Origin of the sequence: Nonomuraea sp. 10N515B, from assembly GCF_052245915.1 — a bacterium.
GTDB lineage: Bacteria > Actinomycetota > Actinomycetes > Streptosporangiales > Streptosporangiaceae > Nonomuraea.
In genome coordinates, this window is the sequence record NZ_JBQQBQ010000004.1 from 315,370 (window position 1) to 339,789 (window position 24,420).

The 24,420-nt window shown below is 72.0% G+C and carries 21 protein-coding genes; 2 read left to right on the forward strand and 19 right to left on the reverse strand.

What is annotated here, in order from left to right:
• Nucleotides 1-69: 69 nt before the first annotated feature.
• The 11 genes from ACTWQA_RS07960 to ACTWQA_RS08010 all read right to left on the reverse strand — a co-directional run bounded on the left by ACTWQA_RS07960 (nucleotide 70) and on the right by ACTWQA_RS08010 (nucleotide 14,085).
• Nucleotides 70-2,175 (reverse strand): ATP-binding protein, encoded by a 2,106-nt coding sequence (locus ACTWQA_RS07960; RefSeq protein ID WP_443158617.1) that lies wholly within the window; start codon nucleotides 2,173-2,175, stop codon nucleotides 70-72.
• Nucleotides 2,172-4,526 carry an ATP-binding protein gene (locus ACTWQA_RS07965; protein ID WP_443158618.1) on the reverse strand — a complete coding sequence of 785 codons (2,355 nt, stop codon included), beginning with the start codon at nucleotides 4,524-4,526 and terminating at the stop codon, nucleotides 2,172-2,174. The genes ACTWQA_RS07960 and ACTWQA_RS07965 overlap by 4 nt, the downstream gene beginning before the upstream one ends.
• Nucleotides 4,527-4,774: 248 nt before the next feature.
• Nucleotides 4,775-6,031, reverse strand: a complete 1,257-nt coding sequence (gene egtE, locus ACTWQA_RS07970) for an ergothioneine biosynthesis PLP-dependent enzyme EgtE (protein WP_443158619.1) — start codon at nucleotides 6,029-6,031, stop codon at nucleotides 4,775-4,777.
• A complete protein-coding gene (egtD, locus tag ACTWQA_RS07975; protein WP_443158620.1) occupies nucleotides 6,028-7,008 on the reverse strand; it encodes an L-histidine N(alpha)-methyltransferase in 981 nt (326 codons plus the stop codon). The genes egtE and egtD overlap by 4 nt, the downstream gene beginning before the upstream one ends.
• A 15-nt stretch (nucleotides 7,009-7,023) precedes the next feature.
• Nucleotides 7,024-7,734 (reverse strand): ergothioneine biosynthesis protein EgtC, encoded by a 711-nt coding sequence (egtC, locus tag ACTWQA_RS07980; RefSeq protein WP_443158621.1) that lies wholly within the window; start codon nucleotides 7,732-7,734, stop codon nucleotides 7,024-7,026.
• Nucleotides 7,734-9,029 carry an ergothioneine biosynthesis protein EgtB gene (gene egtB, locus ACTWQA_RS07985; RefSeq protein WP_443158622.1) on the reverse strand — a complete coding sequence of 432 codons (1,296 nt, stop codon included), beginning with the start codon at nucleotides 9,027-9,029 and terminating at the stop codon, nucleotides 7,734-7,736. Before egtB ends, egtC begins: the two co-directional genes overlap by 1 nt.
• Nucleotides 9,026-10,180, reverse strand: a complete 1,155-nt coding sequence (gene egtA, locus ACTWQA_RS07990; RefSeq protein WP_443158708.1) for an ergothioneine biosynthesis glutamate--cysteine ligase EgtA — start codon at nucleotides 10,178-10,180, stop codon at nucleotides 9,026-9,028. Before egtA ends, egtB begins: the two co-directional genes overlap by 4 nt.
• Nucleotides 10,181-10,332: 152 nt before the next feature.
• Nucleotides 10,333-10,572, reverse strand: coding sequence for an anti-sigma factor family protein (locus tag ACTWQA_RS07995; protein ID WP_443158623.1), 240 nt, complete (start codon nucleotides 10,570-10,572; stop codon nucleotides 10,333-10,335).
• A gap of 41 nt (nucleotides 10,573-10,613) precedes the next feature.
• Nucleotides 10,614-11,264, reverse strand: coding sequence for an RNA polymerase sigma factor (locus ACTWQA_RS08000; RefSeq protein WP_443158624.1), 651 nt, complete (start codon nucleotides 11,262-11,264; stop codon nucleotides 10,614-10,616).
• A gap of 109 nt (nucleotides 11,265-11,373) precedes the next feature.
• Nucleotides 11,374-13,083, reverse strand: a complete 1,710-nt coding sequence (locus tag ACTWQA_RS08005) for an acyltransferase (protein WP_443158625.1) — start codon at nucleotides 13,081-13,083, stop codon at nucleotides 11,374-11,376.
• A gap of 162 nt (nucleotides 13,084-13,245) precedes the next feature.
• Complete coding sequence (locus tag ACTWQA_RS08010) at nucleotides 13,246-14,085, reverse strand: SDR family oxidoreductase (protein WP_443158626.1); 840 nt, start codon at nucleotides 14,083-14,085, stop codon at nucleotides 13,246-13,248.
• A 78-nt stretch (nucleotides 14,086-14,163) separates the two neighbouring features.
• Here ACTWQA_RS08010 and ACTWQA_RS08015 point away from each other — a divergent pair, with 78 nt between their 5' ends.
• Nucleotides 14,164-14,535, forward strand: coding sequence for a winged helix-turn-helix transcriptional regulator (locus ACTWQA_RS08015; RefSeq protein ID WP_443158627.1), 372 nt, complete (start codon nucleotides 14,164-14,166; stop codon nucleotides 14,533-14,535).
• A 326-nt stretch (nucleotides 14,536-14,861) separates the two neighbouring features.
• Nucleotides 14,862-15,113: a hypothetical protein gene (locus tag ACTWQA_RS08020; RefSeq protein WP_443158628.1), complete on the forward strand. Its 252-nt coding sequence runs from the start codon at nucleotides 14,862-14,864 to the stop codon at nucleotides 15,111-15,113.
• 25 nt (nucleotides 15,114-15,138) lie between these two features.
• Here the strand turns inward: ACTWQA_RS08020 and nrfD are convergent, their stop codons facing one another.
• The 8 genes from nrfD to selA all read right to left on the reverse strand — a co-directional run bounded on the left by nrfD (nucleotide 15,139) and on the right by selA (nucleotide 24,417).
• Nucleotides 15,139-16,041 (reverse strand): NrfD/PsrC family molybdoenzyme membrane anchor subunit, encoded by a 903-nt coding sequence (gene nrfD / locus ACTWQA_RS08025; RefSeq protein ID WP_443158629.1) that lies wholly within the window; start codon nucleotides 16,039-16,041, stop codon nucleotides 15,139-15,141.
• The gene (locus tag ACTWQA_RS08030; protein WP_443158630.1) at nucleotides 16,034-16,861 is read right to left on the reverse strand and encodes a 4Fe-4S dicluster domain-containing protein; all 828 of its coding nucleotides are present in this window, start codon (nucleotides 16,859-16,861) and stop codon (nucleotides 16,034-16,036) included. The genes nrfD and ACTWQA_RS08030 overlap by 8 nt, the downstream gene beginning before the upstream one ends.
• Nucleotides 16,862-16,863: 2 nt before the next feature.
• Entirely contained in the window at nucleotides 16,864-17,712 is an 849-nt protein-coding gene (locus ACTWQA_RS08035) for a hypothetical protein (RefSeq protein ID WP_443158631.1), read from the reverse strand.
• Entirely contained in the window at nucleotides 17,712-20,135 is a 2,424-nt protein-coding gene (gene fdnG / locus ACTWQA_RS08040; RefSeq protein ID WP_443158632.1) for a formate dehydrogenase-N subunit alpha, read from the reverse strand. Before fdnG ends, ACTWQA_RS08035 begins: the two co-directional genes overlap by 1 nt.
• Nucleotides 20,136-20,147: 12 nt before the next feature.
• Entirely contained in the window at nucleotides 20,148-20,723 is a 576-nt protein-coding gene (locus ACTWQA_RS08045; RefSeq protein WP_305915768.1) for a hypothetical protein, read from the reverse strand.
• A 73-nt stretch (nucleotides 20,724-20,796) separates the two neighbouring features.
• Nucleotides 20,797-21,321, reverse strand: coding sequence for a hypothetical protein (locus ACTWQA_RS08050; RefSeq protein WP_443158633.1), 525 nt, complete (start codon nucleotides 21,319-21,321; stop codon nucleotides 20,797-20,799).
• A complete protein-coding gene (locus ACTWQA_RS08055) occupies nucleotides 21,314-23,110 on the reverse strand; it encodes a SelB domain-containing protein (protein WP_443158634.1) in 1,797 nt (598 codons plus the stop codon). Before ACTWQA_RS08055 ends, ACTWQA_RS08050 begins: the two co-directional genes overlap by 8 nt.
• Nucleotides 23,101-24,417, reverse strand: a complete 1,317-nt coding sequence (gene selA, locus ACTWQA_RS08060; RefSeq protein ID WP_443158635.1) for an L-seryl-tRNA(Sec) selenium transferase — start codon at nucleotides 24,415-24,417, stop codon at nucleotides 23,101-23,103. Before selA ends, ACTWQA_RS08055 begins: the two co-directional genes overlap by 10 nt.
• Between the last annotated feature and the right edge of the window lie 3 nt (nucleotides 24,418-24,420).

Below are 24,420 nucleotides of genomic sequence, written 5' to 3' on the forward strand. Positions count from 1 at the left end.
ACCCAAGATCAAGGCGGCTCCTCCGCGAGCTCCGCCGGGCGGGCCTCCTCTAACCCTGCCGGGTGCTCGTCATGGCTCTTCCAGCGCGTAGTCGACCGCCCGGGACAGCCTGAGCCTCGCACCTTTCCGGAAGGCCGCCGTGTACGCCTGGGCCCCCAGTGCCCGCCGTGCCCGCTCGACGCACTCCTGGTGTGACTTCACCTGGAACCGCGGCCGCGACGGAGAGGCGGTGACCGCCCGCCACAGGTCGTGGGCGGCGCCCAGCAGCCAGGCGGCGCGCTCGTGCCGCCCGCGAGCCCCAGCGGTCCAGGCCAGCACCTCCAGGCACTGGAGGAGGCCCCATCGATCGTCAACGGCGCTCCAGAACGCGGTCACCACCCGCATCTTGGTCTCGGCCCGGCGCCAGTCGCCCTGTTCCCAGCGAGCGATGCCGAGCGCGTACAAGGCGTACGCGCGGAAGAGCGCCGCGTCGCGCTCTTCGCACATCGTCACGAGTTCCTCACCGTAGGCGGCGGCCCGGTCCGGGTTCAGGTGGGCGGCGAAGAGAGTGGCGAAGTAGAGCGTGACCCCCACGGCGTGGACGTCGTCTCTCGCACGGTGACGGGTGAGAGCGTCCTCCACGAGCGCGAGCCCGCCCTGGGGATCGCCCTCGGCCAGCGCCGCGACGCCGGACATCTGGGTGGCGAACGCGAGCAGCGCCTCGTCCCTCGACTGCCGCGCGAGTGCCAGGCACTCCCGCAGGTCGGCTCCGGCCGCCGGATCGCCCTGGTAGAGGGCGAACAGCCCGCTGGCCCACAGGCCCATCGCCCGGGTGGCGTTCGGTCGAGACACGAGCGCGAGACCGCGTTTCAGCCAGTGCCGTCCTTCGCTGAGCGCGCCGGCCATGAGCCAGTGGGCCCAGAGCGCGGAGGCGATCTCCAACCCGGCGGGCGCGTCACCGGGCCTGTCGAAGCAGAGGTCCAGGGCGACCCGCACGTTGGGAAGCTCCACGTTCAGCGTCCGATGGCGGTCGATCTGGCCGGGCTCCATCCGGTCCACGCGCACGCGCCCGGTCAGCCGGCGATAGTGGTCGATGTAGCGCGCACGCAAGGCCTGCGCGTCCGTGGAGGGCAGCCGCTCGCGACCGTACGCGCGGATGGGCTCCAGCATGCGGTAGCGGACTCCGCCGTCGTGCTGCTCCGCTGTGCACAGGATGGACTTGTCCACCAGGCCGGCCATGAGATCCAGCACGTCCTCGCGTGCCAGACCCTGCCCGGGGCAGACGGCTTCGGCGGTCTCCAGGTCCACGCCGCCCGGGAACATCGACAGCCGCTCCCACAGTCGCCGCTCACCGGACGAGCACAACCCGAAGCTCCAGTCCATGGTCGCCCGCAGGGTCTGGTGGCGTGCCAGCGTGCCAGGGCCGGTCTGGGCCGGTAGGTCCAGGCACTTGTCGAGCTCATTCGCCAGATCCTCCACCGATGCCGTGCGTAGCCGTACCGCCGCCAGCTCGATGGCCAGCGGAATCCCGTCGAGGCGCCGAGCCAGCCGGGCGACCGCCCCGGCGTTGGCCGCGTCGACGACGAAACCCGGCCGGATGGTCGCCGCCCGCTCCGCGAAGAGGCGCACGGCGTCTCGCCGGGCGATGTCGCGCGTGGTGTCGCCGGGCTCGGGTAGGGAGAGCGACGGCACACACAGCACCCGCTCCCCGTAGACCCCGAGGGACTGCCGGCTGGTGGCCAGGATCCGCAGCCACGGGGTGTCGCGCAGGAGCCGCTGCACCAGGCGGGCGCACGCATCCAGCAGATGCTCGCAGTTGTCCAGCACCAGCAGCACCCGTTTGTCGGCCAGACGCTCCACCAGCACTGCCACGACGTCCGGTCCGGTGTCGCGGACTCCCAGCGCGGCGGCCACGGCCGGGGCCAGCAGGTCCTCGTCGTCGATGGTGGCCAGCTCCACCAGCCGAACCCCGTCCCGGTACTTCTGCCGCGCGAGCTCGCTGACACGTCGCGCCAGCCGCGTCTTGCCGACACCACCCGCGCCGGTCAGGGTCAGCAGGCGGGTCTTGGGCAGGATCCGCCTGACTTCGGAGATCTCATGCCTTCGTCCGACGAAAGCAGGGGTGTCGGGCTGCGACCAGTCCGCCGACGGCTGTTCGGCGGCCGGGACGTCCCGGATCGTGTCGTGGGCGGTCATGCTCGTGCTCCGCCGGGAGGTTCCTCTCCGGAGAGGCGGGCCTGCTCGGCGACCCAGCCGGCGATCTGGGCCCTGGAGGTGAAGCCGAGTTTGCGCAGGACGTGCTGGGTGTGGCCCTCGGCGGTGCGCTGAGCGATCACCAGCGTCGCCGCGATCTCCTTGTTGCTCATCCCCTGGGCGATGAGGCGGGCGATCTCCATCTCCCTTCGGGTGAGGGCCGAGAGCCCGCCGGTCTCGCCGGACAGGCCGCGGGACGGCGCCTCCTCCATGAGGGCGTAGGCGACCGCCTGCTCGCGGGAGAGCCTGGCGCCCCGGTCGACGGCGGCTTGGAAGGCGTGCTCGCCCAGGGCGCGACGCGTACGGGCCTCGCATTCGTCGTGGTATCGGATGAGGTGGCCGATGCCCAGGAGTGGCACGCCGATCGGCTCCCAGATGTTACGCAGGATGCCCAGCAGTTCGCCGGCCCGCGTGAAGTCCCTTTCCGAGGCGGCGATCCAGGCCAGCACCTCGATGTTGCCCCCGACCCCGACCGAGTCGTCCACTTCGTGGAAGAAGCGCAGGCTCTGCTGTTGCAGGGCCGTCGCGCGACGCGTGTCGCCCTGGCGCCAGAACTCGACGCCGAGCGCCGTCATCGCGTACGACTTGTGCCAGCTCTCGCCATGGGCGTCACAGACGGCGATGCCCGCCTCGGCGGCGGCGACGGCGCGTTCCGAGTCGCCGAGGACGGAGTACGCGAAGGTGAGCCAGGTCAACGCCTGGACCTCGCCCGCCGGGTCTGCGACCGCGCGATGACGGTCCAGCGCTTCCTGGAAGGAGCTGACAGCCGAGGCGGTGTCTCCCTCCTCCATCGCGATCATGCCGGAGTACTGGGCGACGTAGCCGAGGACCGGTTCGAGTCCGAGTCGCTCGCCGAGCTCTCTGCTCTCGGCGAGCCGCTCGACGGCCGAAGCCAGATCACCCTGGATGATGGCGAGCCGGCCACATGCCCACAACGCCCGAGCCCTGACCTCGCACAGGCCGGCGGTGTCCGCGAGTCCCCGCTCGAGCCAGTCGCGTCCTTCGCCCAGGTGGCTGCTGGAGATCCAGTGGTAGAGGAGGTCGCTGGCCATGTCGATGCAGAGCCCGGCGTGCTCGGCGTGGCAGTATTCCAGGGCCGTGCGCAGGTTGGGATGCTCGACTCGCAGCCGGTTCAGCAGTTTGATCTGCGCGGGGCCGAACAGCTGCGCCCGCGCCTCGCGCGACAGCTCCCGGTAGTAGTCGCGATAGCGGCGTTTCAGCTCCTGGTCCTGCCCGGAGGCGATCAGCCGCTCCCTCCCGTACTGCCGGATGGTGTCCAGCAGCCGGTATCGCACTCCCCAGGGATGCTCCTCCCTGATCAGGACGGACTTCTCCGTCAGGCCGCCCACAAGGTTGACGATCTCGTCACGGGCGATGCCGTCCCCCGCACAGACCGCTTCCGCCGCCTCCAGATCCAAGCTGCCGCGGAACACCGAGATGCGTGCCCACAGCAGGCGCTCGTGCTCGGTGCACAGGTCGTAGCTCCAGTCGATCAAGGCGCGCAGCGTCCGGTGGCGCGGCGCAGTGACCGTCGATCTCGTGGTGATCAGCCGGAAGCGATCGTCCAGCCGCTCGAGCAGTTGGTGGACCGAGAGCGCGCGCAGCCGCGCGGCGGCGAGTTCGATGGCGAGCGGCAGGCCGTCCAGGCGGCGGCAGATCCGCTCGACGATGCCCTGGTTCTCGTTCGTGACGGTGAAACCGGGCACGACGGCCTCGGCCCGCTCGGCGAAGAGCCGGGCCGCGTCGGATAGGGAGTGCGGCCCGCCGTGCTCGGAGTCAGGGCCTGACAGCGTCGGCACTGCGAAAACGTGCTCGCTGGCGATGCCCAGCAACTGGCGGCTGGTGGCCAGGATGCGCAGCTCGGGGGCGGAGCTCAGCAGCGTCTGAGCAAGCATGGCGGACTCGTTGAGTACGTGTTCGCAACTGTCCAGGAGGACCAGCGCCCGCTGCTCGCGCAGGCGATCCGTGAGCACCTGGATGGGCGGGCGGGCGGAGTGATCCTGGATCTTCAGCGCGGCGGCCACGGCCTGAGGCAGCAGCGCGGGGTGGTTGAGCTCGCTGAGTTCTACCAGCCAGACCCCGTCGGGGAAGGCCCGTCGCAGGTCGGCGGCGACGCGCAGGGCCAGCCGGGTCTTGCCGACACCGCCGGGCCCGGTGAGGGTCACCATGCGGGCGTCGGCCATCAGGCGTTTGACCATCGCCACTTCGTGCCGGCGCCCGATGAAACTGGTCAGCTCGGCAGGTAGTCCGTCGGTGTACGTGTGCGCCAAGGCGCGCACTGTGGCATTGGTCATCGATGCCTCGCATCGGCTCTGGTAAGTAGGCGACCGCACGCGAAGACGAGCCGATGTAACCAACATATGCCCCATGGCGTGTACCGGTCACGGGGACGTTATGCCTGCTCATCGCGTATGCCGGGGTCACATGCCCGACCGTCGGCAACCCATGGTGATGATCGGGCTCGCGCATGGGACAGATTTTGCGAGGACGTGCCACGCGGCCGGCCGAGCGCCCTGGCCGGCGACGTGTGACGGCACCGTGGTCAGCTCTCCAGGAGGCGGGCGAGTGCGTGAAGCGTTTCCGCGGGAGTGCCCGGGGGCGGGGACACGCGCAGCACGGGCTCGCGCAGATCCAGCGGAGCCCGGGCGACGGGGGCGGCGCCCACGAGCAGGCCCGCCCGGGCGGCCCGCGACCTGACGTCATCGGCCGACCCGCCCTGTGGCGGCATGAGGGTGACGAGGGCGGAGGGCTCGTCGAGCGGCTCGACCACCCGCCACCCGCCGGCGCCGTCGAGAACGCGCCGTGCCAGGCCGCCGAGGCCCGCCAGGTGGGCGTGGACGGCGGCCGGGCCGAGGGCCTGGTGTTCCCGGACCGCCACGCCGAGCGCGATCCGCGCCGCGATCCCGCCCTCCGAGCCCTCGTAGCGGATCGCGCCGGGCCGCGGCGACGGCTCGTCCCCGGCCAGGGGCGGCGACGGCTCCTTCCCGGCCGCGCTCAGGGGCGACGACGGCGCGTCCGGGATCGCACGACGCGCCGGCGTGCCCGCCGCCCACACGTGGCCGCCGAGCGTCGGGACGGCGGCGTCCATCTCCGCCGTGAGGCCGGGCACGATGAGGAAGCCGGCCCCGCGTGGCCCGGCCAGCCACTTGCGGGAGGTGCCCACATAGGCGGTCGCGCCCACGCCGCCGGCGTGCACCTGGCCGAGCGACTGGCAGACGTCCAGCACCAGCGGCACCCCGGCGGCCCGGCACAGGGCGCCGATCTCCGCGGCAGGCTGCACGACGCCCCGGTGCGAGGCGACGTGCACCACGCTGACCAGGTCCAGCCCCGCGGCAAGCACCGACCGCAGCCCGTCCAGGTCGATGCGGGAGTCGCCGTCCACGGGCAGCTCGACGAGCTTCCAGCCGCGTTCCGCGGCCAGGCGGCGCAGCAGCATCAGCGTGCTGCCGTACTCCGTGCGGGCGAAGCCGACGCGGCTGCCCGGGGGCAGCCGCCAGCCGCCGAGCAGCGCCGCCATCGCCGCCGTCCCGCTCTCCGCGAACGCGACGTCGGCGGGCCCCGCCCCGACCAGGGCGGCCAGCGCCGACCGTGCCGGGGTGAGGTCCGGCTCGGCCGCGTAGCCGCCGAGCTCGCGCTCCAGCCGCAGGTGCGCGACCACGGCGTCGAACGTGCGGTCGCTGGGCACGTTGCACCCGGCCGCGTCCAGAAGCCCCGGCGGCACGACGGACCGCGCCGCCCGCCACGCCTTCGCGACCGTCTCCGCCGTCTCCCAGTCCGCTGTGGCCTCCTCCCGGATCACGCCTCGGCCAGGAGGAGGGCGAAGTCGCCGGCCGGGTCGGTGTACCAGCGGCGCACCGCGAACCCCGCCGCCGCCAGCTCGCGGCGCAGGCCGTCCGGCCGGAACTTGGCGCTGATCTCGGTACGCGTCTCCTCCCCTTCGGCGAAGTCCACGACCAGCCCGAGCCCGCCGAGCCGCACCCGCATGGCCCTGGAGGCACGCAGCCGCATCTCGATCCAGTCGTTGCGCTCGTCGTACAGGGCGACGTGCTCGAAGGCGTCCGGGTCGAAGCCGGCGTCCAGCTCCCGGTTGATCACGTGCAGCACGTTGCGGTTGAAGGCGGCCGTCACGCCGGCCGCGTCGTCGTAGGCGGCGACCAGCCGTTCCCGGTCCTTCACCAGGTCGGCCCCGAGCAGGAAGGTGTCACCGGGGCTGAGACTGTCGTGCAGTTCCTTCAGGAAGACCTCGCGGGCGACGGGATCCAGATTCCCGATGGTGCCACCCAGGAACGCCACCATACGCCGCCCCGTACGTGGCAGCAGGCGCAGATGCCGTTCGAAGTCGGCGCACACGGCCTGCACGGCGAGCCCGGGGTAGCGCTCTGCCAGCCGGTGCGCCGCCGACCGCAACGTGACCGCGTCCACGTCCACCGGCGTGTAGCCGCGCAGCGTCCCGGCCGCGGTGAGGGCGTCGAGCAACAGGACGGTCTTCTCGCTGGTCCCCGACCCCAGCTCGACCAGCGTGTCCGCGCCGCTGGCCGCCGCGAGCTCGCCCGCCCGCGCTCGGAGGATGGCCAGCTCGCGCCGGGTCGGATAGTACTCCGGCAACCGGGTGATCTGGGAGAACAGGTCACTGCCCACCTCGTCGTAGAACCACTTGGGCGGCAGCCATTTGGGGGTCGCGGTCAGGCCGGTTCTGACGTCGTGTTCGAGGGCGTTGCGCAGGTAGTCGCGGTCAAGATGGTTGATCAACCGCACGGTGGACTGGCTGATAGGCACAAGATCTCCCAGTAGTCACAAGGGCTGGACGCGTACGCCGTCGGCGGCGGTGGCGAGCAGCAGGCTCCGCTCCGGCACGGCCTGCCATCCGGGCAGGTCGTCAAGCGGCTCGCTGGCCACGAGAACGCCGTCCTCTAAAGGGCGGACGAAGAGGGTGTCGCCCCAGACGGTCGCGGCGAGCGACCCCCCGTCGCAGGCGAGCAGGTTCAGGCGGGCGCCGGGGTCCCTCGCCCCGGCCTTCACGACGACCTCGGCGAGGGACTGGCCGAGGTCGAGCCCGGTGCGCAGCCGCTGGAACACGGCGGCGGCGAGCCAGGCGGAGTCGCAGGCGCTCTCGGCCTCCTCGGCGAGGTCCCTGACCGCCTCCCGCGCGACGCGGCCGTTGTGGCTGAGCAGCCACGGCCCGTCGGTGAAGGGCGCGGTGGCGCTCTCCTCGACCGGCATGCCGGAGGTGGCGCAGCGGACGGCCGCCAGCAGGCAGCCGGAGCGGGCCACCTGCGCGAGCGCGGGCAGGTTGGCGTCCGCCCAGATCGGGATCGAACGGCGGTAACGGATGGGTTCGGTGCGGTCCGGGTCGTACCAGCCCATGCCGAAGCCGTCGGCGTTGACCGTGCCGTGCCGCTGCCGGCGGGGCGCGTACGACTGGGCGTGCAGGCCGTGCTCGGGCTCGTGGATCAGCGTGGCGGCGGGTCTCGGCGCGCCGAGCCAGGCCGCGTGGCGGCACACTAGCGCTGCTCCGCGGTCCGGGCGCAGCGGAACCCGGTGAAGATCTGCCGGCGAATCGGATAGTCCCAGTTCCTGAACGTGGTGCGGACCGCGGCGGGGTCGGCCGCCCACGAGCCGCCGCGCAGCACGCGGTAGTCGCGGCCGAAGAAGACCTCGCTGTACTCGCGGTAGGGGAAGGCGCTGAAGCCGGGGTAGCCGCCGAACCACGTGTCGGTCCACTCCCACACGTCTCCGACCATCTGCTCGGCCCCGTACGGGCTCGCCCCGCCGGGGTAGGCGCCGAGCGGCGCGGGCCGGGCCGCCCGGTGCCCGAGGTTGGCGAGCTCCGGCGTGGGATCCTGATCGCCCCACGGGTACTTGCGGGCCCGGCCCGCCGCGGCGTCCCAGCCGCACGCCTTCTCCCATTCCGCCTCGGTGGGCAGCCGCTTGCCCGCCCAGCGGGCGTAGGCGTCGGCCTCGTACCAGCACACGTGCTGGACGGGTTCGTCCATCGGCACGGGCTCGGTGCGGCCGAAACGGCTGCGCCACCACGTGCCGCCGTCCTTGACCCAGAACAGCGGGGCGAAGACGCCGCTGTCCTGCCGCCACCGCCAGCCCTCGGGCGTCCACCAGCGCGGGTCGTGGTAGCCGCCGTCCTCGATGAACGCGGCGTAGGCGGCGTTGCCGACGGGCAGCCGATCGATCCAGTAGGCGGGCAGGTCGACCCGGTGGGCGGGGCGTTCGTTGTCGTAGGCCCAGGGCAGGGTGTCGGTGCCCATCAGGAACGAGCCGGCGGGGACGTACACCTCCTCCGCGCCCGCCGCGCGTCCGGGCGGCAGGGCGCCGTCCCGCACCATGCCGGAGCGCCGCGACAGTTGCAGCGTGGCGAGCATGGTCTCGTCGTGCTGGTGCTCGTGCTGGATCACCAGGCCGAACACGAACCCGTCGCGGCGCAGCGGGCTCGGGTCCTCCAGGTCGACGGCGTCCAGGACGTCGAGCACGCGGCCGCGTACGCCGCCGATGTAGTCGCGAGCCTCGGCCGGGCGCAGGAACGGCAGCGTGGGCCGGTCCTTGCGCGGCGTCTTGAAGGCGTCGTAGATGTCGTCGATCTCGGGCCGGAGCGGCGTGATGCCCGCGGCCGCCCGCAGCACCCACAGCTCCTCGTAGTTGCCGACGTGCGCGAGGTCCCACACCAGGGGCGACATCAGCGGCGAGTGCTGGTGGACGAGCACATCGTCGTCCGCCTCCGTGTAGGTCAGCGACCGGTCGCGCACCGCGATCAGCTCGGCCGCGATGCGTTCCTTGAAGTCGTTCACACTCGTCCCCCTTCGGTCAGCCAGGCCCGGGGGCCCAGGTCTATGAGGTCGGCCGCCGGCGAGCGGCCGGGTGTCACGTGCCGGTCGGCGAAGGCGGCCACCTCGCCGACCAGGGCGGGCGTCGCGCCGAGGCGGGGCAGCGCCTCGAGCGCGGCGCGGAAGCAGGCCTCCGCGGCCTTGGCCAGCCGCGGGTCCGCCAGCCCGCACCGCGCGGCCTCCGGCCACATCTCCCGGTACGGCTCCGCGGCGGCCAGCGCCGCGTCGGCGGCCCGGTCGTCGGCGATGAGCGCGCAGGTCACGGCCACGCACACCGGCCAGGTCGCCGGGTGCTGGGCGTCGAGGTAGCGGATCTCCAGCCAGCCGCGGGGGCGCACCGGAGGGAACACCGTGGTGGCGTGGTACGCCAGATCCGCCGCGGTGGGCTCGCCGGTCGCCAGCCAGTCGCGGAAGGTCGAGCCGTCGCGGACCGGCCGGCAGCGGTCCCCGTCCTCCCGCACCAGCATGAGGCGGGCGTCGAGCAGATAGTCGGCCCAGTCCGCGGCCGGGTCGCCCGACACGGGGACGGGGACCGTCCTGGTGGGGTCGAGGTTGTCCCACACGGCCTGGCGGCCGGACATCCAGCCGCACGGGCGGCCGCCGCTGAGCGGGGAGTTGGCGAAGGCCGCGGTCAGGACGGGGCCCAGCAGGTGCGCCCGCTCCCAGCGGGTCTCAGGCCGCCATCCCAGGTCCAGGTTGACCTGGATGGAGGCCGTCGAGCACATCATCAACGGCCCGTAGGGACCGCCGAAGAACTCCGCCATGGCCTCGTACCTGGGCAGGCTTAACTGCCGCCGGGGCGGGCGCACCGGATCGAGGCCCACGCCCGCCAGCGCCAGGCCCGCGGCCTCGAGGGCGCGGCGGGCGACGGCCAGGTCGGCGGTGAGCCCGTCGATCGCGCCGGACAGCGGTCCTGCGGGCCCGGAGAGCTCCAGCTGGCCGCCCGGCTCGAACGTCACCCGGCTCCCGCCGGGCAGCGGCGGCAACGCCCGCGCGACCTGCTCCAGCGGCACGTGCCTGGCGACGTCTGCCCGGTCGAAGACGAGAAACTCCAGCTCGACACCCACCCGATCGCCGCCGCCCGCGCGGAAGCACCGGCGGGCGTAATCCCCCACCTCCGAGGCGTCCTCCAGCGGCGCATCCGCGCTGTCCGCCGCTTCGGAGGCCTCCTGGGCCTCCGAGTCGTCCTGGGGTGGCGTCGGCCCGATCGTCACGTGGCGCATGGGTCTACAGACCCGCGAGCCACGCGAGCGTTACAGGAGAATTCTCAGGCGGGTCGCCGGCTCCTGAAGGCGGACATCAGCCGCTCCCGCGTGCGGTGCGACAACTTCTCGGGAGGCGGGTCGCCGAGGGCCCGGATGGTCGAGCGGAATTGGTCGACGTAGTGCCCGCAGTCCTCGCAGCAGGACAGATGAACCTCGATCCCGGCACGGGACGGCTGGTCGAGGGCGTCGTCGAGGTAGGCGGTGATGACTTCCACCAGTTCGCCGCACGTGAACCGCTTCACGACGTTGCCCGCCTTACCCTCTGCGATATGAACCGCTTCACCTATTCTGCCTGCTTCACCGACTCGAAGTAGTCCTCCAGCAGCCCGCGGACCACCGCACGCGCGCGATGCAGCAGGACCCGCTGGTTGGCTGCCGAGATCTCCAGGATCTCGCAGACCTCCTCGGAGGTACACCCCTCCACGTCACGCAGCGTGATCACGATCCGCTGCCGCGGCGGCAGCCCGGCCAGAGCCTCTCCGATGAGGCCGCGCACCTCCGCGGCGAGCGCCTGGCTTTCCGGGGTCGGCCAGACCGCGGGCGACTCCTTCCAGCTTCCCGGCAGGGCGGCGTCCGTGCCGTGGAACCGCGAGGGATCGACGGTCGGTCCGGCGTCCAGTTCGAGGGCGCTCCACGGCAGTGTACGGCTCTCCCGCACGCTGCGCTTCTTCGCCGTGTTCACCAGGATGCGGTAAACCCACGTCTTGACCGACGAGCGGCCCTCGAAACCGTCGATGGCGCCGATCACCGCCAGCCAGGTGTCCTGCACCACCTCCTCCGCGGAGTCGTCGGTGGACACGTAGGTCCTGGCCACCCGCAGCATGCCCCGCGACCAGGTGTCGAGCAACGCCGAGAACATCGCCTCATCGCCCGCCCGCAGAGCCGAGACGACGATGTCATCCGGGGGCAGCGTGCTGCCCGCGAAAGACCCCACGATCGTTTTCCTCCCCCGTGCCGCTTGGGGACATCATCACATGGCCGCCGGAGCCGTCGTTGCTCCCCCTATCTTGCGGGCGGCACGGCGGTGAGGAAACCGCGCGGAGTCAGCGGAGTTGGATGGCCGGTTCCGGGCGGTGGATGCCGCGAGGCCGGTAGGTGAGCGCGTCCGAGACCCCGAGATGGTCTGCGAGCAGCCAGATGATGGCCAGCCACATCTCGGTGCCCTGCAGTCCCGGCGTGCGGGTCGCACCGCTTCCCCGGGTCAGGGCGAAGCTGAAGCCCGCGCCGTCCTGCCAGCCGCCGACCGCGCGAATGAGCCGCTCCCTGGCCCAGGCCGCGCCCTCCTCACGGCGGTGCCGCGTCTGCTTGCCCGCCAGCCAGAGCGGGTGGATGACGTCGAGCACGTTGCAGGCGTTCCCGGTGTCCGGGCCGAAGTGGCGAGGGTCGCGCGCCTGGGCGAGCACGCTGTCGACAGCCCGCTCGGGGTAGGGCAGCGGCACTCCGAACTGCGCGAACGTCCCCCGCGTGAGCCGGTAGAAGCCGTTGACCACCTGCAGCCAGCCCGCGTCGGCATCCGGCTCGCCCCACATGCCGTGGGCCTGCGAGCACCTCGTCAGGAGCCACCCGTACAGGGTCTCGATCTCGCCGCGCAGGCCGAAGTCGGCGAGGTTGCGGTAGAGGCCGGTCCCGACGGTGTCCACCCACGAGCCGGCCGTCCACGCCTTGCGCTTCCAGTCGAGGGCGTCCAGGGCGGCGATCAGGTCTTGGGAGCCGAGGCCGGCGACGGCGTGGACCGGGTGGCGGAAGCGGGCGCCGAGCAGGTCGAGCGCGTAGCCGACACAGAGCACGTGGTAGGCGGCGGCTCCGTCGAGCGCCGGCGTTCCTGTGTCGCCGAGCTCCGGGACCAGGCCGGTGGCGGCGTCCTGCCGGTCCTGGAGGAACCCGACGATCTCGTCCCGCGCGGGGATCGGGGGCGGGCCGCCGAGCAGCAGGTCGGCGATCTCGACGGCGTCGCACCAGGCCCGTACGGTCGGCTCGGCGTCCGGGCGGTCCACGTAGCGCTCGCCCGTCCAGCAGCGGCGCAGCACCGCCTCGGCCTGGTCCCTGGCCCGGTCGGCGAATTCGGCGAGCAGCCGCTCCAGGTCGCCTTCCTTCCCAGCGCCGTGCCCGGCCGCTTCCTTCGCAGCGCCGTGCCCGGCCGCACGCGCGACAGCGGCCTGGCCCGAGCTCGCGACGTCATCCGGCAGGACGGCGGTGGGGCGTGGGGTGCGGCGGTCGCGGATCAGGCGGGCCGGATTGCCGGCGACCATGGCCCAGGCGGGCACGTCCTTGGTGACCACCGCGCCCGCCCCGACGACGGCGTGATCGCCGATCGTCACCCCGTCCAGCACCACCACGTTCGACCCGATCCACACGTCGTCGCCGATGCGGATGCCCTTCGACGTGATCGCCTGCCGGAACACCGGCCGGTCCGGGGCGGCGCCGTGGTTGAAGCCGAGCAGGGAGGTGTGCGCCCCCACCCGCACGGCGTTCCCGAGCACCACACGCCCGCGCGCCACCGAGTACGGGTTGAGCGTGCAGTCGTCGCCCATCACCACGTCGTCCGTGACGTACGCGTGGGCCGCGATGTAGCTGCGCTCTCCCAGGGTGAGCCGATCCGCGTAGACGGCCGCCAGCGGCGAGATGAACACCTTCTCCGGTGCCTCCAGCTCCATCCGGCCGCGCAACCCCGCCACGTGGTCCGCCTGGGCCTGCCGGTCCTCCTCGGTCGCATGGGCCCAGAACAACCACGGGCAGAAGTCGAACTCGGTCATGTGATCAGCATCCTCTCCGTCGTCCCCAGCATCATCGACCACCGGCACGGCGGTCGTGCCGGCCGACCTGCCCGACCGGCACGACACGGAGAAGACCAGCGCTCGGCCGGCCTGCCTGGAGGCGCCGGCCGAGGCCGAAGAGGAGGCTGCGCTGTCGCCTGATCAGCGGCCGAGCAGGGTCCGGACGTACTCGCCGATCGGCTGCGTGGGGCGGCCGATGAGCTCACGAAGGGTGCCGGGCGTCTGGGCGAGCCAGCCACGGGAGATCTGGACGTCCACGTCGGCCAGCACCCCCGCCATCGGAGTCGGCACGCCCGCGCCGGCCAGGACGCCCGCGTAGTCGTCCTTCGGCAGGTCCTGGTAGGTGATCTCCTTGCCGGTGACCGCGGAGATCTCGGCGGCCAGCTCGGCGAGTGTCCAGGCGATGTCGCCGGACAGCTCGTACACCTTGCCCTCATGGCCCTCACCGGCCAGCACGGCGGCCGCGCCGGCGGCGTAGTCCGCGCGCGAGGCCGCGGCGATCCTGCCGTCGCCGGCGGCGCCGTACACGGCGCCCAGCTGGGGAGCGATCGTGATCGACTGCTCGTAGTTCTCGTGGTACCAGTTGTTGCGCAACAACGTGTACGCCACCCCGGACGCCGTGATGTACGCCTCGGTCGCCTTGTGGTCGGCGGCGAGGGCCGCTTCGGTGAGGTCGGCGCTGGGCGCGCTGGTGTAGGCGAGCACGGCCCCGGCCTCCTTGGCCGCGTCCACGACGGCCGCGTGCTGCTGCGCACGGTTGGCGTCCAGGCCCGAGATGAGCAGGACCCTGGTGGCGTACTGCAGCGCGCCCTTCAGCGTCTCCGGCCGGTCGTAGTCGGCTTCGCGCACCTCCACGCCGAGGTCGGCGGCCTTCTCGGGGGTACGCGCCGCCGCGACGATCCGCTCGGCGGGAACCCGCTTCTTCAGCTCCTCGATCACCAGTCGGCCCAGGTGTCCGCTAGCCCCTGTCACCACGATCATGGTTACTCTCCTCCCAGTACATGCGGTTTGGTTAGCACTTTCTATCAGAAAGTGCTGCGATCGCGTAAGCTGACCTCTATGGAGGACTTCGAGAATCTGGTGGCCGACGTCTTCTCGCGCCGGTGCACCTCGCGCTCGGTACTGGAGTCGATCACCGGCCGCTGGGCGATCCTGGCGCTGACGGCCCTGTACGAAGGGCCTTACCGGTTCAACGCGCTGCGCCGTCGCGTCGACGGCGTCAGCGAGAAGATGTTGTCCCAGACCCTCCAGGCCCTCGAACGCGACGGCATGGTGCTACGGGAGGCCGAGCACACGATCCCGCCCCGGGTCGAGTACAGCCTCACCGCGCTCGGCCGCGAGGCCGCCGAGTATCTGATCCCGCTGATCACCTGGGTGGAGGGCCGCATGCCCGACGTCATGTCCGCCCGCGAGACCTATCAGGGTCGCTAGCCCCAGCCGTGCGGAACGACACGTTCCGCCCCCGGAAGCGATCTTCATCAGGTACGCTCCCTGCTCCGGTGCCGCCGACGACACGCCGCCGCCGAAGCCGGTGCTCGAGAAGGACACCATCAAGGTGGGCATCGTGCCGACGGATCTCGCGCAGACCGACTACGTCACCACGTTCTCCACCAAGCACAGGGGCATGCCGTTCAACCTCAACGGGCTGGGCACGCTCATCGTTACCGCCATGTTGCGGGATGCCGGCATGAAGGCGCACGATGTCACGTTCGTGGAGGTGCCCTTGCCGGATCACGGACTGGCAGGTGGGTTGCTGGATGACGAGCGTCGACTGGGTGACGAAGAACCCGCAGACGCTGGCCGCCTTCCAACGTGCCTTCACCAAGGCCCAGCGGCTCGCCACGAGCGACCGCAAAGAGGTGGAGGCGGTGCTGCCGACGTACGTGAAGATCGACGCGGCGACCGCCACACAGACGTCCCTGGGCGCTTACCCCACCGCCGTGGACCCGTGCAGCGGGTGGCCGGCCTCATGTTGCGGCACGGGTCCGTCTTTCGCCACGTGGACGTGAAAACCGTCCTCGCCCCCTGACGCTGTCACACCTGGACGCTGAAGATGACGGCGGCGCGCAGGGCCAGCACGCCGGCCAGCACCAGCAGGGGCACGGCCAGCGAATGACGTACGGCCGCCGCGCCGTCCGCCGACAGCCGTTCGGTGACGAGGCCGTACAGGCCTGGGGCCAGGCCTGCGAGGGCGACCAGCCACAGCACCAGCCACGGCAGGCCGAACACGATGCCCTGGGTGCCCGCCGCGAACAACGTCACCGCGAACACCACGATCAGCGCCAGCTCCAGCAGCGCGTACAGCCGCTCGGAGACCGACAACATCCCGGCGCTCGGGCGCGCCTCCGGGCGGTAGCGGGCCAGCAGGAGCATCAGCGCGGCCGAGCCGGCCAGGCCGGAGGCGAGGAAGAGGCCGCCGAGGGCCCAGGTGTCGCTCCACACCGGCTGGTTCGACACCGACAGCAGCACGCCTGTGTAGCCCGCGATGAACAGGCCGAACAGCGATCCGAAGATGGTGAAGGGGCGGTTGTCGAGCCAGGTCACCAGGGGGAGGCGGAGCTTGCCGTCGCGGACGAGCGAGGCGGCGAAGGAGACCGTGGTGATCGCCCCGAACACGACCAGCGCCCAGGAGCCGATCGACATCGGCGACCAGTATTTGAAGTTGAGCCCTGGGTGGCCTGGGGTGGTGTTCCACATCATGTGCCAGAAGCGCCACGGCTGGCCGAGGTCGAGGGCGAGCAGGAGCGGCGCGATGAGCATCGGCGGGAAGGCGATGTAGTAGCCGATCCTCGCCATCGGCTCGTCGCCGGGGGCGTTGCGGAGCCTGAGCAGGGTGGCCAGGACGTAGGAGCCGCCGGACAGGCCCGCGAGGAAGAAGTAGGCCAGGATGTACCACAGCCAGTCCGGGGGGCCGGCGAAGTGCTGGACGTCATCCATCGCTCTCTCCCTCGGCCTCCGTCACTTTCTCCTTGCGGTGGCGCAGCGCGATCAGGCCGCCGAGGACGCCCAGGATCGCGGTGACCGCAGCGGTCAGGTAGCCGCCGACGTTGTTGCGGCTGGGCAGCACCGCGTTGCGCTCGTCCGGCAGGCCGTACTTCTCCGGCCGGTCCATGAGCAGGAAGAACGCGTTCAGGCCGCCGTACACCTTCTCGTCGTGGCCGTACAGGCGGGCCTCCGTGACGCCCTGGGCGTGCAGGATCTCCAGGCGTTTGGCGGCCGTCTGGCGCAGCTCCGAGACCGGGCCGAACTTGATCGACTCGGTGGGGCAGGCCTTGGCGCAGGCCGGGGTCATGTCGTTCTGGAGGCGGTCGTAGCAGAGTGTGCACTTCTGCGCGATGCCGTTCACGTGGCTGGCGCCGATCACGTCGTACGGGCAGGCCGCGATGCAGTTGCGGCATCCGTTGCAGACGTCGGGCTGGATGAAGACGCTGTCGAACTCGGTGCGGATGATCGCGTTCGTCGGGCAGACCTCCATGCAGCTGGCCTGCTGGCAGTGTTTGCAGACGTCCGACATCATCAGCCACGCCTTGCCGTTGCCCGGGGTGAGGCTCTCGTCGGGCACGTTGTCGTGGAACTGCACGTGCCGCCAGTTCTCGGCGTCCAGCTTGCCGGTGTTGTCGAAGCCGTCCAGGAACGACGGTTCGTTGCCTTCCAGCTCGTTCCACTGCTTGCAGGCCACTTCGCAGGCCTTGCAGCCGATGCACACGCTGGTGTCGGTGAAGAACCCGTACGCCTGGCCCGGTGTGATGTGCGGCATCTTCAGAACCCCATCAGATTGGGCGTGATCTTGGTGTAGCCGTGGTCGGCCATGTGCAGGTCGATGGGCACGGCGGCCAGCTCGTCCACGTGCGGTACGGCGTGGGGGTCGCGGCCGAGGTCGACGTCGATGAGGTAGCCGCGGCAGGCCTCGCACGATTCGGCCCTCAGGTGCGGGAACAACGCGTCGCCCGCGGCGGTCCTCCGGCCGACCCGCGGTTCCTCGCTTCCGGACGGCGCGGCTTCGGCGTGGACGGTACGTTTTCCGGTCTCACCGCACTGGGGGCAGGTGGTGGCGGAGAAGCTCCACTCGTGGGCGCATCGGGCGCAGTGCAACATGCGGCGGCCGCTGACGAGCGGGTCGTCGTCGGCGGTGCGGTAGCTGAGCTGCGGCGCGCCACCACACGCGGGGCAACGCCGCCCCGCCTCGTGGCCGGTCGGCGCGGAGAACGGGACGACGCGCATCGTGGCGCGCGCGAGATAGCGCTCGACGGGCGCGAGCTCCTCGCCCGCGAGCCAGGCGTCCAGCAGGCCGCCACCCCAGTCTCCGCCCGTCCTGAGCGGCCCGTTGAGAGCGGCGGGCGGACCGGCGCCCGAAGCCGGGGCCAGGAGGCCGTTGCCGACGGCTATGCGGACCGCGGCCGCCAGGAGCGGGGGGCCGTGAGCGGCGGTCGCCTCGATGACGCGGGGCAGCACGTGCACGTGCGCCCACTCCACGGCCCCATCGGACGGGACTCGGTCGCCCACCGACTCCCACGTCTCCACCAGTGCCAGGTACAGCCCGAACACCTCGGCCGCGTGCGGATACCGCTCGCGCAGCTCCGTCGCCCGTGCCCGGTCCCTGGCGAACATCAGAGCTTCTCGATGTTCACCAGGAACGCCTTGTACTCCGGCGTCCGCGCGCTCGCATCCCCCACGAACGGGGTGAGGGCGTTGGCCAGCCAGTGCTGCCCGGTGTTGATGCCCACGAACCCCCAGTGGATGGGGATGCCGATCTGGTAGACCCTGCGGCCGTCGATGTCGAGCGGCCCGAGCCGGCTGGTCACCACCGCCCGCACCTCGAGCTTGCCCCGCCGGGACGACACCCGCACCCGGTCACCCGTCGAGATGCCCTTCTCGCGCGCCAGCGCGGCCGGCACCTCCACAAATGCCTCCGGCTGCAGCTGGACCAGGTGCTCGACGTTCTGGGTGACGTAGTGCTCGTGCTCGGTCAGCCGGTACGAGGTCGCCACGTACGGATAGTCGGCCACCGTGCCGAACCGGTTGGGCCGCCCGGCCCGCTCGTCGTACCTGAAGGCCACCGGCGTCGCCGACACCTGCGGGTGCAGCGGGTTGGCGATGGGCGACTCGATGGGCTCGTAGTGCTCGGGGAACGGCCCGTCCGCCACTGCGTTGCTGAACAGGCGGCCCACGCCCTCACCCGTCATGATGAAGGGCAGCGGCGCGTCAGGGCCGGGCCCTGTGGTCGGCGGGTAGTCGGGCACGTCCCCCACCCACGCGCCGTTCTCCCAGGCGATGCCGGGGCGCGACGGGTCCCACGGCCGCCCGCTCTCGTCGGCGGAGGCGCGGTTGTAGAGGACGCGGCGGTTGGCGGGCCAGCTCCACGCCCAGTTCGGGTAGAAGCCCATGCCGGTGGGGTCGTTCTTGGCCGGGTCCTGCACGCCGTCGCGCCGCTTGGCCAGGTTGCCCTCCTCCGGGTAGTGGCCGGTGTAGATCCAGTCGCCGGCACTGGTGGTGCCGTCGTCCTTCAGGTCGGCGAAGGTGGACAGCCGTTGGCCGGTCCGCAGGTCGCGGCCGTTGATCTCCTGCGCGATCTCGTCCAGCTCGGGTTTGCGCGGGTTGGCGTACGGCAGCGCCATCTTCAGCACCGGGTCGGGGAACTTCCCGCCCTGGGCCTCGTACAGGTCCCTGACCCGCAGGAACAGCTCGGCGAGTATCCAGTGGTCGTGCCTGGCCTCACCCTCCGGCGGCAGCACCTGGTCCTTCCACTGCACCCAGCGGCCGCTGTTGGTGAACGAGCCGTCCTTCTCGATCCAGTGGGTGGCCGGGAGCATGAACACCTCGGTCTGGATCTTCGCCGGGTCCATGCCGGGGGCCTGCCAGAACTCGGAGCTGGTGGTGGCGAACGGGTCCATCACGCACAGCCACTTGAGGTTCGTCAGGGCCTGGAGCACCTGGTTGGAGTCGGGGCCGATGCTGGTCGCCGTCATCCCGGACAACATGATGCCCTGCATCTTGCCGCGCAGCGCCTGGTCGAAGATCGAGATCCAGGAGGCGTTGGCGGCGGGCTTGGGCAGGTAGTCGAAGGCGAACTCGTTGTCCTTCGTGGCGGCGTCGCCGTACCAGGCCTTGAGGAGGCTGACGAGGTAGCGGCGGTAGTTCTCGCCGAAGAAGTTCACCGCCCTGGGGTGCAGCTTGACGCTGGCGCTCTCGCCCAGGTAGGCGTTGATGTCCTCCTGGCCCGGGGCCGGGATGCGGAGGTAGCCGGGCAGGATGTCCCAGGAGATGGCGTGGTCGGTGTTGCCCTGGATGTTGGCGTGGCCGCGTTCGGCGTTCATGCCGCCGCCGGGGCGGCCCATGTTGCCGAGCAGCAGTTGCAGGAGGGCGCCCGAGCGGATGAGCTGCACGCCGGTGGTGTGGTGGGTGAGCCCGACGGCGTACACGATGGTCATGACCTTGTCCGGGCGGCCCATCTCGCCGACCTGCCTGGCCACCTGGAGGAACTGCTCGCGCGGGATGCCGGTGATGCGGGCGACGGTGTCGGGGTCGTAGCGCTGGTAGTGGGCGCGCAGCAGGTTGAGCACCGAGCGCGGGTGGTCGAGGTCGACCCTGGCGTGGCCCTCGTCATCGGCCTCGTACGCCCACAGCTTGGTGTTGTAGACGCCCTGCTCCCGGTCGAAGCCGTTGAACATGCCGTCCTGGAAGGCGTACCCGTCCTTGACCACGAAACCGGCGTTGGTGGCCCACCTGACGTAGTCGTCGTGATAGAGCCGATTCGTCAGCACATAGTTGATGAGGCCGCCGAAGTAGGCCACGTCGGTGCCGGTCCGAATCCTGATATACGTGTCCGCGACCGCCGAGGTCCGCGTGAACCGCGGATCCGCGTGGATGATCTTCGCGCCTCGGTCGAGCTTGGCCCGCATGAGCCAGCGGAAGCCCACCGGGTGGGCCTCGGCCGGGTTGGCGCCGTTGACGAGGATCAGATCGGCGTGCCTGATGTCACGCCAATGATTGGTCATGGCCCCTCGGCCGAACGTGGCAGCCAAACTGACCACCGTGGGACCGTGTCAAACACGGGCCTGTTGTTCGAGGTGAACCAGGCCCAACCCCCTCATCAGCTTCGTGGCGAGATAACCCTCTTCCGAGCTGAACGCCGCCCCGCCGGCGAAGGCGACGCCCTCGCAGCGGTTGACGACGTTGCCGTCGGCGTCCTGGGTGACGAACGTGGCGTCACGCGAGGCCTTGATGTTCCTGGCGAGCCGGTCGAGCGCGAACTCCCAGGAGACCTGTTTCCACTCCGCCGCTCCCGGCGCGCGGTAGAGCGGGTGCGGCACCCGCCTGCGCGAGATGGCCAGCTGCAGCGACGTCGCGCCCTTCGGGCACAGCGTGCCCTCGTTGACCGGGCTGTCCGGGTCGCCCTCGATCTGCAGCAGCTCCGTCTTGCCGTTCGCGGCCTTCTTGGTGTGGGCGATGAGCGAGCACCCGACCGCGCAGTACGGGCAGAGCGAGTGCGAGAGGGTCGCGCCTTCGATGCGCAGCCGCTGCTTGACCCTGATCGACTCGGTCAGGTCGAACCCCAGGGCGGAGCCGCCGAGCACCCCTGCCGGTCCGATGCTCAGGAACTGCCGCCGGCTGACCTCCATGGCCGGAACTCCCCTCAGCTGAAGCTTTGGGTACCAACCTTTTGTTCACCGTATGATCTGACTCCCTGCGCGTCTAGCCCTGGGCCAGTTGAAGGTCGTGGCGGCCGCCCGGATCCTCGGGGTTGCGCAAGAGGTCGAGCAGTCTCGCATCGGCCGGCACCAGCACGCCGTGATCGCCGCGTTCGGCCGCCAGGCGCAGCGTCTCCCGCCAGGCGGCCCGCCCGGTCGGCACGGCGGCGGACACCCACCGCCCTGCCCCGTCCTCTTCGTACGCGCCGTCGCCGCTGCGCCGCACGCGGCTCTCCCCGTCCGCCTCGGCACCGGCGATGAGAGCGAGCCGTCCGCGGCTCAAGCGCTCCACCGTCGCCAGCACCTGCGGCGCGGGTGTGTGGGGCACGGCCACGACCAGGATCGATCGGTAGGTCAGCGCGGCGAGGGCGGCGGTCAGCGTGAGCGGATCGAGTGACGGCGCCGCACCGTGCTCCACCCACAGGGCGTCGGCCCCGGCCGCCTCGAACGCCACCGCGTCGGACAGCCACTCCCCCGGATCGTCCGACGGCCTCGGCAGCACGACCCCGACCTTCACCCGCTCAGTCATCGTGCCGCTCCCTGTCCACGACGACCCTCAGCCGGTCGTCGATCCTGCGGGTGAGATGGAGCCTGTCGAGGTGCTCCAGCAGCGGGATCACGACCCGCCGGTTGGTCTGGAGCGCGGCCCGCGCGTCGCTCGCCGTGAACGGCTGCGGCAGCTTCGCCAGCAGCCGTGCCGCCTCGGTGTCGGCGCCGGGCAGGAGCACCACACCGTCGGCGAGGCGCAACACCATTCCGGCCCGCGCGGCCAGCGCGACCGCCCGCCTGCCGAGGCCGAGCTCGGGCAGCCGCGCCGCCTCCGGCGCGAGGTACGGCGCCCCGGCCAGCTCGGCACGCAGCCGCTCGACGGCGCCGACGACGTCCGCGGGCACGCCCTCGCCGTCGATGCGGCCATCGGACACGTGCAGCGGCGGGCAGCTCTCGACCAGCGCCTCGACCAGGTCCCGCGCCGGGAGGCCGAGCACGGTGCGCGCGGCGTCCACCGGGATGCCCGGCTGTTCGGCCACGACCGCCCTGAGCCGCTCCGCCAGGCTCGCCCAGGACGCGGGGTCGACCATCCAGTCCCCGGCGCCGGGCACGTCGAGCCCGGCCGGATCGCACCCCATCGCGGCCAGCTCGGACCGCCGCACCACCCCGCGCCAGCTCAGCACGGTGGCCGCATCGGGCACCCGGCTCGCCGGCTCACGTGCCTGGCCGCCGTGGTGCTCGGGGACGGCGAAGGGCGCGAGCTGCGCGGCGGGGACGGCGAAAGGCGCGAGCTGTGCGGCCCGTTCCGCGGCCGCGCCTCGGCGGCGCAGCTCCGGTGGCCGCACGTCGAGCACCAGCACGCTCGTGATCGGCCGCCCTGAACAGCGCAGCAGGGCCCGGTCACCGACCCGCAGCGGGAGCGCCCGCGCCAGTGTCAGCCGCGCGGCCCTCGTGCGATCGGAGAAGGGGCGGATGCGTACCGGCACGGAGGCCGACCCCATGTGCAGGACGGCCTCACGCGGCGGCGGCCAGCCGTCCAGTCGCGCGTCCACCACGCCGGTCTCGATCCAGGCGTCGGGCGTGAGCAGCGTCGTGCCGCGGAGCACGCGGTCGCGTTCGACGCCGCGCAGGTTGACCGCGACGCGGGCGGTGGCCGTGACCTCGTCCACCGGCTCGCCCGTGACCTGCACCGCCTTGACCCGTACCCGTTCGCCGTCCAGGACGAGGGTGTCACCGGCCCGCAGCGTGCCGGCGGCGAGCGTGCCGGTGACCACCGTGCCCGCGCCCGTGATCGTGAAGGCCCGGTCGATCCACAGCCGCACCGGCGCCCGGGGGTCGGGCGGCGGGAGGGAGGAGACCAGCAGGTCGAGCCCGCGGCGCAGGTCGGCGAGCCCTTCGCCCGTGGCGCCGCTCACCGTGACGACGGGCCAGGAGGGGATCCGCTCGCGGGCCTCCTCCACCGCCAGCGCGGGATCCATGAGGTCGCACCGGGTGACCACCAGTAGGCCCCGCTCCACGCCGAGCGCCTCGATCGCCTCCCAGTGCTCCTGGGACTGAGCTTGCCAGCCTTGGTCGGCGGCCAGGACGAACATCACGGCCGGCACCGGGCCGAGCCCGGCCAGCATGTTCGTGACGAACCGCTCGTGCCCCGGCACGTCCACGAAGGCCAGGCAGCGGCCCGACGGCAGCGTGGTCCAGGCGAAGCCGAGGTCGATGGTCATGCCGCGGCGGCGTTCCTCGGCCCACCGGTCGGGTTCGATGCCGGTGAGCGCGCGGACCAACGTGGACTTGCCGTGGTCGACGTGCCCGGCCGTGGCGATCACGTACATGCGCGCACCGCCTCCGCCAGCTCCTCGTCCAGTTCGGGCGGCACGGAGCGCAGGTCGAGGAGGAGCCGGCCGCCTGCCACCCGGCCGACCACGGCGGGGGCGCCCAGGCGGAGCGGGAGCGCCAGCCGTTCGGGCAGGGCGAGCGCGACACTCGGCAACTCGTGGCCGGGTGCTCCCCCGCCGCCCACGACGGCCACGCTCTCGACCACCTCACACGCCACCCGCCCCGCCCCGCCTGGCTCGCGGCCATCCTGCCGATCGCCCGTGCACAGGAGCGCGGCCAGGCGGTGGGCACGGCGGCGTAGCCGGTCGAGGTCGGCGTGCAGCGCGAGCCGTACCGGAGGGTCCGAGCGGAGCGTCGCCTCCAGGGCGGCGAGGGTCAGCTTGTCCACGCGCAAGGCGCGAGCGAGCGGATGGCGGCGCAGGCGCCGCACCAGGTCGGCGCGGCCCAGGATCAGCCCTGCCTGCGGCCCGCCGAGCAGCTTGTCGCCGCTGGCCGTCACCAGCGCGGCGCCATCGCGCAGCGCCGTGCCGACGTCGGGCTCGTCCGGGAGCAGCGGGTCCGGGGCGAGCAGCCCCGAGCCGACGTCGACCACCACGGGCACCGGCAGCGTGCTCAGCTCGGCGACGGAGGCGGCGGCGGTGAAGCCCTCGACGCGGAAGTTGGACGGGTGGACCTTCAGCACGAACCCGGTTCCGTCGCCGATGGCGTCGGCGTAGTCGCGGGCATGGGTGCGGTTGGTGGTCCCGACCTCGCGCAGCCGAGCGCCCGTGGATTCGAGCAGGTCGGGGAGGCGAAATCCGTCCCCGATCTCCACCATCTCGCCGCGGCTGACGACGATCTCCCGCCTGGCCGCCAGCGCGGTCGCCGCCAGCACCAGCGCCGCCGCGTTGTTGTTGACGACGTGCACGTCCTCCGCGTCAGGAACGGCCGCCGCCAGTGCGGCCAGCGCCGCCCGCCCGCGCCGCGCCCGCTCCCCCGTCACCAGGTCGAACTCGACGTCCGTGCACCCGGCCACCGTGCTCATCGCCTCGACGGCGGCAGGCGAGAGCGGAGCCCGGCCCAGGTTGGTGTGCACGAGCACACCCGTGGCGTTGATCACCCGGCGGGGGCCGTCGGTCAAGGCGGACACGGTGGCCGCGACGACGTCCTCGGGCGCGATCCGGCCCTCCCTGGCCCGCTGCTGCGCGGCGACGACCGCGGCCTTGGCGACGGCCCGGCCTGCGCCCCTGGCCGCCTCGACCACCCGGGGGTCGGCCAGGACGGTGTCGGTACGCGGGATCCGGCGGCGCGGATCATCGCCCATGGC

What these genes read in the sequence shown, in the direction of transcription:
- ACTWQA_RS07960 (WP_443158617.1), bottom strand. Translation starts at nt 2,175, where the DNA reads ATGACCGCCCACGACACGATCCGGGACGTCCCGGCCGCCGAACAGCCG.
- ACTWQA_RS07965 (WP_443158618.1), bottom strand. Translation starts at nt 4,526, where the DNA reads ATGACCAATGCCACAGTGCGCGCCTTGGCGCACACGTACACCGACGGA.
- ACTWQA_RS08005 (WP_443158625.1), bottom strand. Translation starts at nt 13,083, where the DNA reads ATGACCGAGTTCGACTTCTGCCCGTGGTTGTTCTGGGCCCATGCGACC.
- ACTWQA_RS08010 (WP_443158626.1), bottom strand. Translation starts at nt 14,085, where the DNA reads ATGATCGTGGTGACAGGGGCTAGCGGACACCTGGGCCGACTGGTGATC.
- ACTWQA_RS08015 (WP_443158627.1), top strand. Translation starts at nt 14,164, where the DNA reads ATGGAGGACTTCGAGAATCTGGTGGCCGACGTCTTCTCGCGCCGGTGC.
- ACTWQA_RS08020 (WP_443158628.1), top strand. Translation starts at nt 14,862, where the DNA reads ATGACGAGCGTCGACTGGGTGACGAAGAACCCGCAGACGCTGGCCGCC.
- nrfD (WP_443158629.1), bottom strand. Translation starts at nt 16,041, where the DNA reads ATGGATGACGTCCAGCACTTCGCCGGCCCCCCGGACTGGCTGTGGTAC.
- ACTWQA_RS08030 (WP_443158630.1), bottom strand. Translation starts at nt 16,861, where the DNA reads ATGCCGCACATCACACCGGGCCAGGCGTACGGGTTCTTCACCGACACC.
- ACTWQA_RS08035 (WP_443158631.1), bottom strand. Translation starts at nt 17,712, where the DNA reads ATGTTCGCCAGGGACCGGGCACGGGCGACGGAGCTGCGCGAGCGGTAT.
- ACTWQA_RS08045 (WP_305915768.1), bottom strand. Translation starts at nt 20,723, where the DNA reads ATGGAGGTCAGCCGGCGGCAGTTCCTGAGCATCGGACCGGCAGGGGTG.
- ACTWQA_RS08050 (WP_443158633.1), bottom strand. Translation starts at nt 21,321, where the DNA reads ATGACTGAGCGGGTGAAGGTCGGGGTCGTGCTGCCGAGGCCGTCGGAC.
- ACTWQA_RS08055 (WP_443158634.1), bottom strand. Translation starts at nt 23,110, where the DNA reads ATGTACGTGATCGCCACGGCCGGGCACGTCGACCACGGCAAGTCCACG.
- selA (WP_443158635.1), bottom strand. Translation starts at nt 24,417, where the DNA reads ATGGGCGATGATCCGCGCCGCCGGATCCCGCGTACCGACACCGTCCTG.